The organism is Nocardia transvalensis NBRC 15921 (assembly GCF_000308875.1).
Taxonomy (GTDB): Bacteria; Actinomycetota; Actinomycetes; order Mycobacteriales; family Mycobacteriaceae; genus Nocardia; species Nocardia transvalensis.
This window is the reverse complement of record NZ_BAGL01000081.1, coordinates 1-15,690: the sequence shown is the minus strand read 5'-3', so window position 1 is coordinate 15,690 and position 15,690 is coordinate 1. Positions and strand designations below refer to the sequence as shown.

The following is a 15,690-nucleotide window of genomic DNA, read 5'->3' as shown; positions in this document are numbered from 1 at the left end:
AGGGAAGGAAGCGCGATGACCGACGCGGCCGCGGACGGCGCGCTGCTGGGCGAGTCCGTCCACCGGCAGCTGCGGCAACTGGTGCTGTCGGGGGAGTTGGGGCCGGGCACGGCGCTGAGCGTGCCCGGCCTGTCGGCCCGGCTCGGCGTCAGCCGCAGCCCGGTGCGGGAGGCGGTGCAGCAGCTCATCTACGAGGGGCTGGCCGTGGCCGTCCCGCATGCTGGCGCCCGCGTCGCCACCATCGACGACCGGCAGGTGTGCGACGTGCTCGCGGTGCGGGCGGTGCTCGACGGTCTCGCGGCCGCCACGGCCGCCGTCCGCGTCACGGCCGCCGAGCTGGCCGAACTGAACGCGATGCTGAGCGCACAGGAGGCCAATCTGCGCGCCGCCGCCGACGCCGCCCGCGACACCGAACTGGACCTGGAATTTCACGCCTTCATCCGGGACCGCTGCGGAAACCGCACGCTCGCCGACGAACTCGCCCGCATGGAAGCACAGGCCCACCTCTACCGAGGCGACCTCTGGCGCTCGGAATCCAACCGCCGCACCGCACTCCGCGAACACCGCCGCATAGTCGAAGCCCTGGAATCCGGCCACCCCGACGACGCCCGCGCAGCCGCCGAGGCCCACGTCCGCGGCCTGATCACGAGGCTCGGCCGTCGGTAACAGTGCTCAGCTGTGGTTGCGGTAGGCCGGGGCCTTGCTGGTGCCGGCGGGGGTGAGGGTGCGGAGGAGGGGGAGGGTGCGGTGGGTGACGACCGTGGACAGGACGATCACGCTGTGCGAGCGGACGACCGCCGAGCTGCGGTCGATGCTCAGGAGGACCGATTGCAGACCGGCGTGCGAATCCGCGCCGAGGCGGCACAGTACGTCGCCGGAGCCGGTGGTGGCGTAGGCCTCGAGCACGCCGGGGATGGCCTCCAGATCGGCGGCCACGGCGTCCAGCGCGCCCTGGGCGATCTCCAGGGTGACGAATGCCTGCACGTCGAATCCCGCCGCGGTGACGTCGATCTGCGGATCATAGGAGGAGATCACCCCGGACTCCTCCATGCGGGCGATGCGCGACTGCACCGTCGCACGCGCGACGCGAGTACGCCGCGACAGCTCGAGAATGCCCGCCTTCTGGTATTCGTGCATGGCGGACAGGATCGCGAGATCCAGCTCGTCCAGCCGGGCGGCAGTGCGTGCCATCGTCGTCTCCATCCGTGCTCGTGATCTATTCAAATTGTCCAGCATCGACCCCGCCTTGGTGGCGCAATTCGCCATGATGTCTACCGAATTTTGCCGATATTGCTCAGTCGAGCGATCGGGCGATTACCTAGGTGCATGACTGTCGAGCAGATGAACGTCGCGGCCCGCCCGGAGCCCTCGGAGACCCACCTGGTCGGGCTGGTCGACCACGATGCCGCCGCCGACCCTTTCCCCGTCATCGGCTGGGACGCGCTGGTGTGGGTGGTCGGCAACGCCACGCAGTTCGCGCACTATCTGGAGTCGGCGTTCGGGATGCGGCTGGAGGCGTACTCGGGCCCCGAGACCGGCGACCGCGACCGCAAGTCGTTCGTCCTGCGCAGCGGCGGCGCGCGATTCGTCGTGACCGGTGCGGTCGATCCGGCCAGTCCGCTTGTCGCACATCATGATCGGCACGGCGACGGCGTCGTCGACATCGCGCTCGAGGTCCCCGATGTCGACAAGTGCGTCGAGTGGGCGCGGGCGCACGGCGCCACCGTCCTCGTCGAACCGCACGACGACACCGACGAATTCGGCACCGTCCGCTCCGCCGCGCTGGCGACCTACGGCGAGACCCGGCACACGCTGGTCGACCGGTCGCGCTACGACGGGCCGTACCTGCCGGGCTTCGTCGCCAGGACGTCCGGCTTCGTCCCGCGCGAGGGCGCGCCGCGGCGGGTGTTCCAGGCGATCGACCACGTCGTCGGCAATGTCGAACTCGGGCAGATGGACGAGTGGGTCGAGTTCTACCGCCGCGTCATGGGTTTCGAGAACATGGCCGAATTCGTCGGCGACGATATCGCCACCGAGTACTCGGCGCTGATGAGCAAGGTCGTGGCCAGCGGCAACCACCGGGTGAAGTTCCCGCTCAACGAGCCGGCGGTGAGCCGCAAGAAGTCCCAGATCGACGAGTACCTGGAGTTCTACCGCGGTCCCGGCGTGCAGCACATCGCCCTGGCCACCGGCGACATCCTCACCACCGTCGACGCCCTGCGCCGCGAGGGCGTCGAATTCCTCGACACCCCGGACGCCTACTACGAGGATCCGGAGCTGCGCGCCCGCATCGGCCGGGTCCGAGTCCCGGTGGAGGAGCTGCGGTCTCGCGGCATCCTGGTCGACCGCGACGAGGACGGCTACCTGTTGCAGATCTTCTGCAAACCGCTCACCGACCGCCCCACCGTCTTCTTCGAACTGATCGAACGCCACGGTTCCCTCGGCTTCGGCAAGGGCAACTTCAAGGCCCTGTTCCAGGCCATCGAGCGCGAGCAGGAGGCCCGCGGCAATCTGTGAGGCCGCGCGGCGACCAGTACAGTCTGGGGCATGCGGATCACGTCGGCGATCGTCACGGGGACGGCCATCGCAGCGCTGCTGACGGCGTGCGGGTCGGGCGACAATGCGGACAGCGGGACGCCGCTCGTGCGCCCGCCGCTGAAGGTGGCCGCGCTGGGCCCGTTCACGGGGGAGTGCGGCGGTGCCACCGACGACGAGGTGCGCGATCTCGGCCAGCTGGGGCAGATCTCGCGGTCGTTCAAGAATTCCGTCGGCTGTAACTGGCAGTCGGCCGGCGCCTCCTCGCCCAGCGTCACCTTCGCCTCCTACCGCGGCAGTCCCATCGAGCGCGAGCGGGCGTGGGTGACCGCGCAGGGTCGCAATCCCGAGAGCATCGAGGTCGCCGGGCATCCGGGCTTCCAGGACGCCACCGCCGACGGCAGCATCTGCGATCTGGCGGTGCAGCTTGGCGACGACTTCTTCGAATGGTCGACCTCCAGCGGGTTGTTCGGCACGATCGGCGGCGATCCGTGCCTGAAGAACCGCAAGCTGGCCGAGCTGACAGTGCAGCGGCTGAAGTGAGAGCGGCGACCGACGTGAGGGGCGAGATGCGTACGCGAGCAGCGAGGACGCGGGCGGCGGCGATCGCGGCCGTCGCCGTGGCGGTGGCGATGACGGCCGGCGGCTGCGGCCGCACCGTCACCGGATCCGCGCAGCCGGCGGGCGGGGGCAGCTCGGTCAACATGAACTTCGACAAGTTGCTGCGTGAATGCGAGGTCGTCCAGCAGGACGAGATCGCCAAGGCGACGGGCGCGCAGTACGCGCAGAGTTCGTTCAACGGCGCGGTGTGCATGTGGGACCTGCAGGGCACGCCGGGCGGCGACGGGATGGCGACGCTCAACTGGTACGAGATGGGCTCGCTGCCCAACGAGAAACAGAACAACGATCGGCTCGGCTACACCACGACGGACATCAACGTGCAGGGCCGGCGGGCACTTCAGGTGCACCGGCCCAACGATCCGGACGCCTGCGGCGTGATGGCGCCGGCCGCGGATACCGGGGTAATCGGCTGGTGGGTGAACTACCGTGCGGGATCCGGTCATCCGGATCCGTGCGAGGGAGCCCAGAAACTGGCAGAGTTGACACTGAACCTGGCCCGCTGACGACACGCTCCACAACCGGATACCGCCTTCCGGCGCCGTGGCCCCGCTACCACGGGGTACCCGCTTTTGCTCCCCGCCGCGCCGACGGGTATCGTGGATCGCTGTGCCCGGAAGCTGCGGGCAGGTTTGTGTGCAGGACGTAAGCCAGCGAAAGCGGCCGACCGTTTCAGCGTGCCCGGAAAAGTAGGTATGTACTGCGCGCGACACGCCCGACCTCGGGACGCGGGGAACGCGGTCCGGGTGGACGGGTGACAGCTCGAGAACACAGACGTGAAGACATTCCAGACACCTGGTTACTGAATAAAGAAAGCCGGTATATGCCAACCATCAACCAGCTGGTCCGCAAGGGTCGCAGCGACAAGGTCGCGAAGACGAAGACCGCGGCTCTCAAGGGGAGCCCGCAGCGTCGTGGCGTGTGCACCCGCGTGTACACCACGACCCCGAAGAAGCCGAACTCCGCGCTGCGTAAGGTCGCGCGTGTTCGCCTGACCAGCGCGGTCGAGGTCACGGCCTACATCCCGGGTGAGGGCCACAACCTGCAGGAGCACTCGATGGTGCTCGTGCGCGGTGGTCGTGTGAAGGACCTCCCCGGTGTGCGCTACAAGATCATCCGCGGTTCGCTCGACACCCAGGGTGTGAAGAACCGCAAGCAGGCCCGCAGCCGCTACGGCGCCAAGAAGGAGAAGAGCTGATATGCCGCGCAAGGGCCCCGCTCCCAAGCGTCCGCTGATCAACGACCCGGTCTACGGGTCGCCGCTGGTGAGCCAGCTGGTCAACAAGATCCTGCTGGACGGCAAGAAGTCCACCTCCGAGCGGATCGTCTACGCCGCGCTGGAGCAGGCGCGCGAGAAGACCGGCACCGATCCGGTCGTCACCCTCAAGCGCGCGCTCGACAACGTGAAGCCCTCCCTGGAGGTCAAGCCCCGCCGTGTCGGTGGCGCCACCTACCAGGTGCCGGTCGAGGTGCGGCCGGGCCGCGCCAACACCCTGGCGCTGCGCTGGCTGGTGAACTTCTCCCGGCAGCGTCGTGAGAAGACCATGGTCGAGCGTCTGGCGAACGAGCTGCTGGACGCCAGCAACGGTCTGGGCGCTTCGGTGAAGCGTCGCGAGGACACCCACAAGATGGCCGAGTCGAACCGGGCCTTCGCGCACTACCGCTGGTGAATCGGTTCCCGGATCGCCGAGGAACGGCGCCGGGAGGCGAGTCACAGTCGGGCGTGGCACTCCGGCGCCACGCCCGACGTTGAAAAAGTGATGGCCTCTGGGCCTCCGAACGGAGCCAGGGTCGTTCCCGAAAATCCCAACTAGCTACGAGCGGGGAAGATTTCCGTGGCACAGGACGTGCTCACCGACCTCAACAAGGTCCGCAACATCGGCATCATGGCGCACATCGATGCCGGTAAGACCACCACAACCGAACGCATCCTCTTCTACACCGGCATCACCTACAAGATCGGTGAGGTCCACGACGGCGCGGCCACGATGGACTGGATGGCCCAGGAGCAGGAACGCGGCATCACGATCACGTCGGCCGCGACGACCTGCTTCTGGAAAGACAACCAGATCAACATCATCGACACGCCGGGTCACGTCGACTTCACCGTCGAGGTGGAGCGATCGCTGCGCGTACTCGATGGCGCGGTTGCGGTCTTCGACGGAAAAGAGGGCGTTGAGCCGCAGTCCGAGCAGGTCTGGCGGCAGGCCGACAAGTACGACGTCCCGCGCATCTGCTTCGTCAACAAGATGGACAAGCTGGGCGCCGACTTCTACTTCACGGTCCAGACCATCAAGGACCGCCTCGGTGCCAAGCCGCTGGTCATCCAGCTGCCGATCGGCGCGGAGAACGAGTTCGAGGGCATCATCGACCTGGTCGAGATGAACGCGAAGGTCTGGAAGGGCGAGACCAAGCTCGGCGAGTCCTACGAGACCATCGAGATCCCGGCCGATCTGGCCGAGCGCGCGGAGCAGTACCGCCAGGAGCTGCTCGAGACCGTCGCCGAGTCGGACGAGGCCCTGCTGGAGAAGTTCTTCGGCGGCGAGGAGCTCTCGATCGAGGAGATCAAGGGCGCGATCCGCAAGCTGACCGTGAACTCGGAGCTGTACCCGGTGCTCTGTGGTTCGGCGTTCAAGAACAAGGGCGTGCAGCCCATGCTCGACGCCGTCATCGACTACCTGCCGACGCCGCTGGACGACGGTGGCACCGACGGTCACGTCCCCAACAAAGAGGACGAGATCATCCACCGCAACCCGGACACCACCGAGCCGTTCGCGGCCCTGGCGTTCAAGGTCGCGACGCACCCGTTCTTCGGCAAGCTGACCTACGTCCGCGTGTACTCGGGCAAGGTCGCCTCCGGCGCCCAGGTCATCAACTCGACCAAGGGCAAGAAGGAGCGTCTGGGCAAGCTGTTCCAGATGCACTCCAACAAGGAGCAGCCGATCGATGAGGCCCAGGCGGGCCACATCTACGCGGTCATCGGCCTGAAGGACACCACCACCGGTGACACCCTGTGCGATCCGCAGAACCAGATCGTGCTGGAGTCCATGTCCTTCCCGGACCCGGTCATCGAGGTGGCCATCGAGCCGAAGACCAAGGCCGACCAGGAGAAGCTGGGCACCGCCATCCAGAAGTTCGCGGAGGAGGACCCCACCTTCAACGTGAAGCTGGATCAGGAGACCGGCCAGACCGTCATCGGCGGCATGGGCGAGCTCCAGCTCGACATCTACGTCGACCGGATGAAGCGCGAATTCAAGGTCGAGGCCAACATCGGCAAGCCGCAGGTGGCCTACCGCGAGACGATCACCAAGGTCGTCGAGAAGCACGAGTTCACCCACAAGAAGCAGACGGGTGGCTCCGGCCAGTTCGCGCGCGTGATCATCGCCCTGGAGCCCTTCGTGGGCGAGGACGGCGCGACCTACGAGTTCGAGAACAAGGTCACCGGTGGCCGCGTGCCGCGCGAGTACATCCCCTCGGTGGACGCCGGCATCCAGGACGCCATGCAGTACGGTGTCCTCGCTGGTTACCCGCTGGTCAACCTGAAGGCCAAGCTGCTCGACGGCGCCTACCACGAGGTCGACTCCTCGGAAATGGCGTTCAAGATCGCGGGTGCGCAGGCCCTGAAGGAAGCGGCCCGCAAGGCCGGTCCGGTGATCCTCGAGCCGCTGATGGCCGTCGAGGTCACCACGCCCGAGGAGTACATGGGCGACGTGATCGGCGACCTGAACTCCCGCCGTGGCCAGATCCAGGCCATGGAGGAACGCAGTGGTGCCCGTGTCGTCAAGGCGCTGGTTCCGCTCTCGGAGATGTTCGGCTACATCGGTGACCTGCGGTCCAAGACCCAGGGCCGGGCGAACTTCTCCATGGTGTTCGATTCGTACGCGGAGGTTCCGGCCAACGTGTCGAAGGAGATCATCGCCAAGGCGACCGGCGAGTAGTCGACCGGCCTCCGGGCCGCTCGGCTACCCGATCGGCCCCGGCCGGTTGTCCCCGCAACGCTTTTGGCGGGGACCGGTCACCGCACGACCAGAAATTACAAACCGCACTGCTGCATAGAGCAAGCACCAACAAGTCCAGGAGGACATCAAGTGGCGAAGGCGAAGTTCGAGCGGACGAAGCCCCACGTCAACATCGGCACGATCGGTCACGTCGACCACGGCAAGACCACGCTGACGGCGGCTATCACCAAGGTTCTGCACGACAAGTACCCGGACCTGAACCAGAGCTTTGCGTTCGACCAGATCGACAAGGCTCCGGAGGAGAAGGCTCGTGGTATCACGATCAACATCTCCCACGTCGAGTACCAGACGGAGAAGCGGCACTACGCCCACGTCGACGCGCCGGGCCACGCCGACTACATCAAGAACATGATCACGGGCGCGGCCCAGATGGACGGCGCCATCCTCGTGGTCGCCGCCACCGACGGCCCGATGCCGCAGACCCGCGAGCACGTGCTGCTCGCGCGTCAGGTCGGCGTGCCCTACATCCTGGTCGCGCTGAACAAGTCGGACATGGTCGACGACGAGGAGATCCTCGAGCTCGTCGAGATGGAGGTCCGCGAGCTGCTGGCCTCGCAGGAGTTCGACGAGGAGGCTCCGGTCGTCCGCGTTTCCGGCCTGAAGGCGCTGGAGGGCGACGAGAAGTGGGCCGAGTCGATCCTCGAGCTGATGAACGCGGTCGACGAGTCGATCCCGGACCCGGTTCGTGAGACCGACAAGCCGTTCCTGATGCCGATCGAGGACGTCTTCACGATCACCGGTCGTGGCACCGTCGTCACCGGTCGTGTCGAGCGTGGCGTGGTCAACGTCAACGAGGAAGTCGAGATCGTCGGCATCCGTCCCGACAAGACCAAGACCACCATCACCGGCATCGAGATGTTCCGCAAGCTGCTGGACCAGGGCCAGGCGGGCGACAACGTCGGTCTGCTGGTGCGTGGCATCAAGCGCGAGGATGTGGAGCGCGGCCAGGTCGTCATCAAGCCGGGCACCACCACCCCGCACACGGAGTTCGAGGGCCAGGCGTACATCCTGTCGAAGGACGAGGGCGGCCGCCACACCCCGTTCTTCAACAACTACCGCCCGCAGTTCTACTTCCGCACCACCGACGTGACCGGCGTCGTGACCCTCCCCGAGGGCACCGAAATGGTCATGCCGGGCGACAACACCGAGATGAGCGTCAAGCTGATCCAGCCCGTCGCCATGGAAGAGGGCCTGCGCTTCGCGATCCGCGAGGGTGGCCGCACCGTCGGCGCCGGCCGGGTCACGAAGATCATCAAGTGATCTCGCTCCGCGAGATCACCCCGGCACGCTTTTAGCCGGGGTCCCGCAAGCCAGCTCGCGGAGATGACCACAAAGGGCCGTTCCCCCAAGGGGAACGGCCCTTTTCACGTCTTCATACCCCCGGTACACCCAAAAGCATCAGGTCTGCTCGGTAGCGGCTAATAGGGCCTCGGCGAATTGGCGCATCTGGTCGGTGCCGCCGAACCAGGCGGAGACGAGGTCGACGGCTACCGTGCGGGTGCGGTGGGCGGCCTGGATGAATTCGGTGAGGGAGACCTCGCCGGCTTCTGCTTTCTTGGCGATGGTTTCGAGGTTGCTGCTGGTCAGCAGGAGTCGCATGATCAGGTGGACGTCGACCGTGGTGGGGGAGTCCTCCAGGGGCGTGGTGTGGCGGGCGGCGCGGCGGGCCGGGGCGAATTCGGGTGTGGGGCGCGAGAGTTCGCTGTTGTTGCGAGGGGTCTCCGTGCGCGAGCGCAGACCCCCTTGCGGGCGTCGCGTGGGCTCGGTGGGGGACGTGGTGGCCGCACGAGGGCCGAAGGATTCGTGTGTCGTAGTCGCCGGTTCACCGGGTGCGGTGCCAGGTTCACCGTGCCGGCCGGAAGCCCCGGAGTGCGGGATTGCCGAATTGTTCCGCGGCGAGCCGGAATCGCGGTGCGCGGAGAGTGAATCGTTGCGTGGTGTGGCGGAATCGCGGTGCGCGGAGAGTGAATCGTTGCGTGGTGTGGTGGAATCGCGGTGCGTGGAGAGTGAATCGTTACGCGGAATGGTGGAATCGCGGTGCGCGGAAAGCGAGTCGTTACGCGGAATGGTGGAATCGCGGTGCGCGGAAAGCGAGTCGTTGCGTGGAGCGGTGGAATCGCGGTGTGTGGAAAGTGATTCGTTGCGCGGTGTGGCGGAATCGTGATGTGCGGGGAGTGAATCGTTCCGCGCCGCGGTGGATTCGCCACGGGGAAGAAGAGATTCGTTCCACGAAGCGATGGATTCGCTGTGGGAGGCGGCCGAATCATGCAGCGGAGTAACGGATTCCGCGCGCGAAGTATCGGAAAGGTTCGCGTCGTTGCGCGGGGGAACGGATTCGGCCCGCGGCAGGATCGCGTCGTTTCGCGGAGTAATGGTCTCGCCGGGAGGGACGACCGATTCGGTGCGCGGAGTAATGGATTCGGTGCGCTGGACGGGTGCGTCGATGCGCGGGTTCAGGGATTCGAACGAATTCGGCGCGGTATCGGTGGAGAATCCGCCTGCGCCGTTACGAAACCCACCGGTATCCGCCCGGAACGGGCCGGTGTCGGCCGACGAGAGCGCGGACGAATCGGGCCGGATCGCCACGGAGTCGGGTGCGGAGGTGAAGGATTCCGCCCGGGGGGCGGGCTCGGGCGGCGGGGTCGCCGAGGGCGTCGCCGCATTGGCCCACTGGGTGGCGAAATCCGGCTGATTCCACTGCATCTCGGGACCGAAAGGGCTGTGCGAATTCAGGTCGATGCCGGTCAGCGAGTTGGTCGGGGCCGGACCCGAGTTGTTGACCTGGGTCAGGCGAGATCCCTCCGGTCGTGCACGCTGGGGTTCCCCGAAACTGGCGAAATCGGCATCCGTCATAGTCGCCATGCTAACGCCGAGCCATCGCGACTTCAGTCCGTGCCCGCCGAGGTCAACTCAACAGTTCGACGGCGCGGGCTCGCCGCGGAACCGGGCATCCAGCCAGTTGACCATCCACGGCACGCCGAGTACGGCCGCCGAGAGATGCTCCGGCGAGGGGACGAGATCTGCCTGTAATCGCACGCCGGCGGCGCAATACCGGCGGTTGGTGTTCACGATCGCGTCGATCGGGATCAGCGGATCCGACGGCGAATGCCACTCGAACACAGGCATTTCGGGAATTCCGTCGAACAGTTCCAGGCTGTTCTCCTCGACCACGGCCCAGGCGTCGGGGCTGTCCACCAGATCCGTGCTCGTGGCGAATTCGCGGGCGCTGCGCCCCGCCCCGGCGGCCAGGATCTCGTTGGTGCAGCCGTTGGCCATCGCGTTGCGCGCGACGATGCCCCGCGGGTTCAGATAGTCACTGATGGGCAGCCGGTCCGGATACTCCCGCTCCAGCCCGATCGCCGCGGCCATCGCGAGCCCGAACGCCGGATGCGAGTTCATGCCCAGGGCCCTGACCATCGTGACCATGTTCATCGGCACGCCGCCCGTGGCCGCCCCGGCGATATCCAGCTCCGGCGCGTACTTCGGCTGCATGGCGGCGGCCCACGCGGTCGCCATGCCGCCGCCGGAGTAGCCGGCCATGGTCACCCGGCTGCCGCCGACCCGGAGTTCGGGCACCCGCTTCACCGCGCGAATGCCGTCCAGGGTGATCTGCCCGCCCAGACGCGCGGCGCCGTAGGCGAACTGCGGGCCCAGATGATCCGGCAGCGCGACGCTCCAGCCGCGGAGCAGGAGCGCGTTCAGGGCCGGGGCCTCGCGCACCTGAAGATTCGGGTCGGCCGTGTACAGCACGTGCGAGACCGCGCAGTCCGCGCCGAGCCCGTTGATGATGTGCTGGTACGACACCAGCGGATCGTCGGGGCGATGGTTGGCGGGCGTCAGCACGGTGGTGGTGGCCGCGATCGGCCGGCCGTGGGAATTGGTGGAACGGAACTTGACCAGCGAGACCGTGGTGCCCGGGAAGATGAGCAGCGGCGGCATAGGCCGAACCTCGAGCACCGCGCCGGGCTCGTACCGGTCGATATCCGCGGGCACGGCGAAGAACGGATCGGGATCGGGCCGCGGGTAGAGGGGCTGTGCCGTCGCCGTCGCGGCGAGCGCGAGGCCGACGGCCGCTCCGAGTGCGGCACCGATCAGTCGTCGAAGTCCCTGACGTGCACCGATTCGGGTGATGCGGGCCTGACGGATCAAGTCCATGACCTCCACGGGTGTGCGGAACCTGGAAGACCGGGCAGTTGGTATTCAAGAGGTCGGGGACGGGGAAGGCGGGGAGACACGCCGCGTGCCGGAGCAGGGATTTTCCTGGGCAAACGCCCGGAAAACAGGAGGTGAACCGGTCGCGCGGCTCAGCCGAGGTGGGTCATCCCGGCCGCGACGACCTGGGAGAGGTTGAGAATCTCGTCGGCCGTCGGCAGCGCTAGTCCGTCGAGCGCGTGCAGGCGATCGGTCGTGGTGATGGCGAGGACGCCGGAGACCCAGGCGGTGGCGCACGCGCTGAGGGTGCCCGGCCGGACCGGGCCGGGAGCGCTGGCCTGCAGCACCCTGGCGGTGATGTCGAGCAGTTGGTCGCGCATGCGCCGCAACTGCTTCCGGACGTCCGGATGGGTGTCGGCCTCGCGCCACATGATCACGCGCAGGACGGAGGAGTGGTGGTCGCGCAGATTGAGCGCGGCGTCCAGGTTCACGAGGCTCCTGGCCGGATCGCCGGGGGACACGACGGTATCGATGTCGGCGAGCGGCCGGGCGGGCACGCGCTCGGCCATCAGCGCCGACAGGATCGAATCCTTGGTGGGGAAGTAGTAGAAGACCAAACCCTTCGGGACGCCGGCCGTGGTGGCGATCGCCGCCGTCGCGGTCGCGTCGAATCCGTGTGTCGCGAAGAGGTTCTCGGCGGCATCCAGGATGAGCTGACGGGCGTCGCCATCGACCTTCTTGCTCCGGCGACGCCCGGCTCGGGGTTTGGGCATGTGCATCAGTGAGCAGTATGCAGCCGTGCCGTCACTTGCGGAAGGGCCGCCACCGCGGCGACGACGGTCAGTACGCCCACGATCCACGCGGTCCACGAGGCGCCGGTGAAATCGTGGAAGTTCATCACCCAAGGGGAGACGAACAGCAGCACGCCCAATACGCCCATCGCGTAGTCCATGCCCGCCATCGCCGGCCGTGCCAGCTGTGCCAGACCGGTCAGGGCGATGAGCACACCCAGGACGATCAGCGTCCACGCGGCTCGGGTGCTGGTGTCCACCCAGAGGGGTGACAGCGCGGTGAAGACGCCGAGTACGACGGCTACGAAATCCTGTGCGCGACTCTCGCTGAACATTGTTGCCTCCTCGAGGGCTGGGGATATGTTCTCCTCTCGGTATAACTCTGATTGACCGCCCGATCAATACCTGTCGGAACAAGATTGTGCAGCATTGTGCGTGCGGGTGCTGTGACGGCTCTCACCGTATAATTAGAACGAGTTCTAGAATAATGTTGATGGTCGTGCAGCTACGCGTATCCATGACGTCGAATCGGGGAGCGATGCGATGACCAGGCCGATCGTGATCGTCGGCGCCGGGCTGGCCGGGCTGCGGACCGCAGAGGAACTGCGCCGCGACGGGTACTCCGGCGAGTTGGTTCTAGTCGGCGACGAGCCGCGGCTGCCCTACGATCGCCCGCCGCTGTCGAAGCAGTTCGTCCGCGGGGAGACCGACGATACGACGTTGCGGCCCGCGGAGTTCTTCACCGAGAAGGACATCCGGCTGCGGCTGGGCGCGGCCGCGACGGGCGTGGACACCGCCGCGCGGCGGGTATCACTCGACGACGGCAGCGCGATCGACTACGACCAGCTGATCATCGCGACGGGCCTGCGCCCCCGGCGGATTCCGGGCCTGCCCGAGGCGTCGGGCGTGCACGTCCTGCGCAGTCACGCGGATGCCACCGCGCTGCGCGACGAACTGTCCGGTGCGGCCCGCGCGGTCGTGGTGGGCGCGGGATTCATCGGGTGTGAGGTCACGGCCAGCCTGCGGTCGCGCGGTGTGGAGGTGGCGCTGGTGGAGCCGCAACCCGTGCCGCTGGCGGCCGCGCTGGGCGAGCAGGTCGGGGGGCTCGTCGGGCGGCTGCATCGGGCCGAGGGCGTCGATGTGCGCTGCGGCGTCGGGCTGGAATCGCTTGTGGTCGAGAACGGTTCGGTGCGTGGGGTGCGGCTGTCCGACGGCAACGAGGTGGCGGCCGACCTGGTGGTGATCGGCGTCGGTTCGGTGCCGGTGACCGAGTGGCTCGCCGACTCCGGCATCCCGCTCGCACCGCCGCGCGAGGGTGGCGGCGTCCTCGCCGACGAGTCGGGCCGCACCTCGGTCGACGGCGTCTGGGCGGTCGGTGACGTGGCGGCCTGGCGGCACGAGTCCGGCGGCCACAAGCGCGTCGAGCACTGGACCAACGCCGGCGAGCAGGCCCACCTGCTGTCGAACGCGCTCCTGGGCACCGACGCCCCCGCCGCCGCCCGCGTCCCCTACGTGTGGAGCGACCAGTACAACCTCAAGATCCAGGTACTCGGCACCCCCTCCACCGCCGACGAGGTCCGCGTCCTGGACGACGACGGCCACAAATTCCTCGCCCACTACTTCTCCGACGGCACCCTCACCGCCGTCGTCGGGGCAGGCAAAACCGGCGCGGTCATGAAAATGCGCGCCCAACTCTCCGGCGCGGCCGCCCCCGCCCGCTGACCCGCCCGCGCACGCCTTTCGTACTCCCGCACCCCGTCCAGCGCGCTGGACGGGGTGCGGGAAGCCGCAGTGGTGCGGGAAGCCGCAGTGGTGCGGGAAGCTGCAGTGGTGCGGGAAGCTGCAGTGGTGCGGGAAGCTGCAGTGGTGCGGGAAGCTGCAGTGGTGCGGGAAGCCGCAGTGGTGCGGGATGGTTGGGTGGGTGGGTTTCGGGGTGGTCGTGAGTGGGAACCGGGTGCGTGTGAGTGGGGGTGGTGGGCGCGAATAAGGTGGCTGTGTGATCGTCGCGCTCATCGATTCCGGACTGGGGATGTTGCCGACGGGGGCGTGGTTGCGGAAGTTGCGGCCCGATCTGGACCTGCTGCTGCAGACCGACCCCGACGGCGCCCCGTGGGGTCCGAAGCCGGAGCAGTGGGTCGTGGACCGGGTGCTGGAGGCGGCGCGGCGCGCGCTGGCCTCGGGCGCGGAGGTCATTGTGCTGCCGTGCAATACGGCCAGCGTGACCGCGCTCGAACACGTCCGGGTCGAGGTGGGCCCGGAGGTTCCGGTCATCGGCACGGTCCCGGCCATCAAACCGGCCGCCGCGGCGTGCGGGCGGGTCGCCGTCTGGGCGACGGCCGCGACCACCGCCAGCCGGTACCAGGCCGACCTGATCGAACGCTTCGGCGGTGACGCCGAGGTGACGGGGGTGGCCTGCCACGGCCTGGCCGACGCCATCGACCGCGGGGATCTGGCGGCGATCGAGGACGCCATCGCGCGGGCCGCCGAGCGCACACCCGCCGGGACCGAGGGCGTGGTGCTCGGCTGCACCCACTACCCGTTGGTGCTGGATACGATCGTGGCCGCGCTGCCCGCCGGCGTCCGGCTGTTCGACAGCGCGGAAGCCGTTGCGGCCCAGACCCTTCGGCGGATAGACGCGCTCGGCCGCCCGGCCTCCGGTTCCGGCGCGGTCACGGTATTCACCAGTGGCCGCCCGGGCGCGCTGCCTGCCGCCGCGGCCGCCTACGAATCCGGCCGGATCCTGGGCGCGCGCTCCGCCGCGTATCAGCACCTCGACGCGGGCTCCCGGACACGATGACCGCGGAGGCGGTGCGCGCCGCGCTGGCGGAGATCGCCGACGCGGCCGACGCCATTCACCTCCAGCGGTTCTTCAAGACCGGCCCCGGCGAGTACGGCGAGGGCGATGTCTTCATCGGGGTGCGGGTGCCGCAGACCCGTGCGGTGGCGAAACGGTTTGCGGCACTGCCCCTGCCGGAGATCGACGCGCTGCTGGACAGCCCCGTCCACGAGCACCGGCTGGCGGGCCTGGTCGTACTCAACACCGCCATGGCGAAGGCGATGAAACCTCGCACCTACGACGCCGCCGCCCAGGAGGAAATCGTCGAGCTGTACCTGGCGGCGGTGCGGCGGGGCCGGGTGAACAACTGGGACCTGGTCGACGTCTCGGCCGAGAACGTGCTCGGCCCGTGGCTCCTGGACCGGCCCCGGGACCTGCTCTTCCAACTGGCGCACCAGGATTCGCTGTGGGAGCGGCGAGTGGCCCTGCTGAGCACCTTCGCTTTCATCAAGGCCGGCGATGCCTCCACCACATTCGAACTGTCCGAGCTACTCCTCACCGACCGCCGCGACCTGATCCAGAAGGCGGTCGGCTGGATGCTGCGCGAGGTGGGCAAACGCGTCGACCGCGACCTGCTGACCGCCTTCCTCGACCGCCACGCCGCCGAGATGGGCCGCACGGCACTGAGTTACGCCACAGAGCATTTCGAACCCGAAGTGCGGCGGGGGTATCGGCGCATGCGGTGAGTGCCCCTCAGAACTGGATCTTGAGGTGGTCCGTCACCGGATGTGCCTGGCAG

General features: G+C 67.9%; 16 protein-coding genes. 11 read left to right on the top strand and 5 right to left on the bottom strand.

Annotation, left to right across the window (positions count from 1 at the left end):
• Positions 1 to 15 precede the first annotated feature (15 nt).
• Positions 16 to 666, top strand: coding sequence for a GntR family transcriptional regulator (locus ON41_RS28050; protein WP_040750929.1), 651 nt, complete (start codon positions 16 to 18; stop codon positions 664 to 666).
• Between the two features lie 6 nt (positions 667 to 672).
• Here the strand turns inward: ON41_RS28050 and ON41_RS28045 are convergent, their stop codons facing one another.
• Positions 673 to 1,191 carry an Lrp/AsnC family transcriptional regulator gene (locus ON41_RS28045; protein ID WP_040751103.1) on the bottom strand — a complete coding sequence of 173 codons (519 nt, stop codon included), beginning with the start codon at positions 1,189 to 1,191 and terminating at the stop codon, positions 673 to 675.
• Positions 1,192 to 1,326: 135 nt separating this feature from the next.
• Here ON41_RS28045 and hppD point away from each other — a divergent pair, with 135 nt between their 5' ends.
• The 7 genes from hppD to tuf all read left to right on the top strand — a co-directional run bounded on the left by hppD (position 1,327) and on the right by tuf (position 8,432).
• Complete coding sequence (hppD, locus tag ON41_RS28040; protein ID WP_040750927.1) at positions 1,327 to 2,517, top strand: 4-hydroxyphenylpyruvate dioxygenase; 1,191 nt, start codon at positions 1,327 to 1,329, stop codon at positions 2,515 to 2,517.
• 30 nt (positions 2,518 to 2,547) lie between these two features.
• Positions 2,548 to 3,078, top strand: a complete 531-nt coding sequence (locus ON41_RS28035; protein ID WP_040750925.1) for a DUF3558 domain-containing protein — start codon at positions 2,548 to 2,550, stop codon at positions 3,076 to 3,078.
• Positions 3,079 to 3,104: 26 nt separating this feature from the next.
• Positions 3,105 to 3,659: a DUF3558 domain-containing protein gene (locus ON41_RS28030; protein WP_040750923.1), complete on the top strand. Its 555-nt coding sequence runs from the start codon at positions 3,105 to 3,107 to the stop codon at positions 3,657 to 3,659.
• A gap of 317 nt (positions 3,660 to 3,976) precedes the next feature.
• Positions 3,977 to 4,351 (top strand): 30S ribosomal protein S12, encoded by a 375-nt coding sequence (gene rpsL, locus ON41_RS28025; protein WP_040750922.1) that lies wholly within the window; start codon positions 3,977 to 3,979, stop codon positions 4,349 to 4,351.
• A gap of 1 nt (position 4,352) precedes the next feature.
• The gene (gene rpsG, locus ON41_RS28020) at positions 4,353 to 4,823 is read left to right on the top strand and encodes a 30S ribosomal protein S7 (RefSeq protein WP_040750920.1); all 471 of its coding nucleotides are present in this window, start codon (positions 4,353 to 4,355) and stop codon (positions 4,821 to 4,823) included.
• Positions 4,824 to 4,988: 165 nt separating this feature from the next.
• Entirely contained in the window at positions 4,989 to 7,091 is a 2,103-nt protein-coding gene (gene fusA / locus ON41_RS28015; protein WP_040750919.1) for an elongation factor G, read from the top strand.
• 150 nt (positions 7,092 to 7,241) lie between these two features.
• On the top strand, positions 7,242 to 8,432 hold the full coding sequence (gene tuf, locus ON41_RS28010; protein ID WP_040750916.1) for an elongation factor Tu: 1,191 nt from the start codon (positions 7,242 to 7,244) through the stop codon (positions 8,430 to 8,432).
• Positions 8,433 to 8,570: 138 nt separating this feature from the next.
• On the opposite strand, the gene ON41_RS28005 is transcribed toward tuf, so the two are convergent.
• The 4 genes from ON41_RS28005 to ON41_RS27990 form a co-directional block, all read right to left on the bottom strand.
• Positions 8,571 to 10,025: a hypothetical protein gene (locus tag ON41_RS28005; protein ID WP_040750915.1), complete on the bottom strand. Its 1,455-nt coding sequence runs from the start codon at positions 10,023 to 10,025 to the stop codon at positions 8,571 to 8,573.
• Positions 10,026 to 10,082: 57 nt separating this feature from the next.
• Entirely contained in the window at positions 10,083 to 11,327 is a 1,245-nt protein-coding gene (locus tag ON41_RS28000) for a lipase family protein (protein ID WP_085995837.1), read from the bottom strand.
• A gap of 149 nt (positions 11,328 to 11,476) precedes the next feature.
• Positions 11,477 to 12,103, bottom strand: coding sequence for a TetR/AcrR family transcriptional regulator (locus ON41_RS27995; protein ID WP_040750913.1), 627 nt, complete (start codon positions 12,101 to 12,103; stop codon positions 11,477 to 11,479).
• The gene (locus tag ON41_RS27990; protein ID WP_040750912.1) at positions 12,103 to 12,450 is read right to left on the bottom strand and encodes an SPW repeat protein; all 348 of its coding nucleotides are present in this window, start codon (positions 12,448 to 12,450) and stop codon (positions 12,103 to 12,105) included. Before ON41_RS27990 ends, ON41_RS27995 begins: the two co-directional genes overlap by 1 nt.
• Before the next feature lie 208 nt (positions 12,451 to 12,658).
• Here ON41_RS27990 and ON41_RS27985 point away from each other — a divergent pair, with 208 nt between their 5' ends.
• The 3 genes from ON41_RS27985 (at position 12,659) to ON41_RS27975 (ending at position 15,637) form a co-directional block, all read left to right on the top strand.
• Positions 12,659 to 13,837 carry an NAD(P)/FAD-dependent oxidoreductase gene (locus tag ON41_RS27985; RefSeq protein ID WP_040750910.1) on the top strand — a complete coding sequence of 393 codons (1,179 nt, stop codon included), beginning with the start codon at positions 12,659 to 12,661 and terminating at the stop codon, positions 13,835 to 13,837.
• A 274-nt stretch (positions 13,838 to 14,111) separates the two neighbouring features.
• Positions 14,112 to 14,912 (top strand): glutamate racemase, encoded by an 801-nt coding sequence (locus ON41_RS27980; protein ID WP_051162658.1) that lies wholly within the window; start codon positions 14,112 to 14,114, stop codon positions 14,910 to 14,912.
• A complete protein-coding gene (locus ON41_RS27975) occupies positions 14,909 to 15,637 on the top strand; it encodes a DNA alkylation repair protein (RefSeq protein WP_040750908.1) in 729 nt (242 codons plus the stop codon). Before ON41_RS27980 ends, ON41_RS27975 begins: the two co-directional genes overlap by 4 nt.
• Positions 15,638 to 15,690: the final 53 nt, after the last annotated feature.

Excerpts from the sequence above, each read along its gene's own strand:
- ON41_RS28050 (WP_040750929.1), top strand. The coding sequence starts at position 16 with ATGACCGACGCGGCCGCGGACGGCGCGCTGCTGGGCGAGTCCGTCCAC.
- ON41_RS28045 (WP_040751103.1), bottom strand. The coding sequence starts at position 1,191 with ATGGCACGCACTGCCGCCCGGCTGGACGAGCTGGATCTCGCGATCCTG.
- hppD (WP_040750927.1), top strand. The coding sequence starts at position 1,327 with ATGACTGTCGAGCAGATGAACGTCGCGGCCCGCCCGGAGCCCTCGGAG.
- ON41_RS28035 (WP_040750925.1), top strand. The coding sequence starts at position 2,548 with ATGCGGATCACGTCGGCGATCGTCACGGGGACGGCCATCGCAGCGCTG.
- ON41_RS28030 (WP_040750923.1), top strand. The coding sequence starts at position 3,105 with ATGCGTACGCGAGCAGCGAGGACGCGGGCGGCGGCGATCGCGGCCGTC.
- rpsL (WP_040750922.1), top strand. The coding sequence starts at position 3,977 with ATGCCAACCATCAACCAGCTGGTCCGCAAGGGTCGCAGCGACAAGGTC.
- rpsG (WP_040750920.1), top strand. The coding sequence starts at position 4,353 with ATGCCGCGCAAGGGCCCCGCTCCCAAGCGTCCGCTGATCAACGACCCG.
- ON41_RS28005 (WP_040750915.1), bottom strand. The coding sequence starts at position 10,025 with ATGACGGATGCCGATTTCGCCAGTTTCGGGGAACCCCAGCGTGCACGA.
- ON41_RS28000 (WP_085995837.1), bottom strand. The coding sequence starts at position 11,327 with ATGGACTTGATCCGTCAGGCCCGCATCACCCGAATCGGTGCACGTCAG.
- ON41_RS27995 (WP_040750913.1), bottom strand. The coding sequence starts at position 12,103 with ATGCACATGCCCAAACCCCGAGCCGGGCGTCGCCGGAGCAAGAAGGTC.
- ON41_RS27990 (WP_040750912.1), bottom strand. The coding sequence starts at position 12,450 with ATGTTCAGCGAGAGTCGCGCACAGGATTTCGTAGCCGTCGTACTCGGC.
- ON41_RS27985 (WP_040750910.1), top strand. The coding sequence starts at position 12,659 with ATGACCAGGCCGATCGTGATCGTCGGCGCCGGGCTGGCCGGGCTGCGG.
- ON41_RS27975 (WP_040750908.1), top strand. The coding sequence starts at position 14,909 with ATGACCGCGGAGGCGGTGCGCGCCGCGCTGGCGGAGATCGCCGACGCG.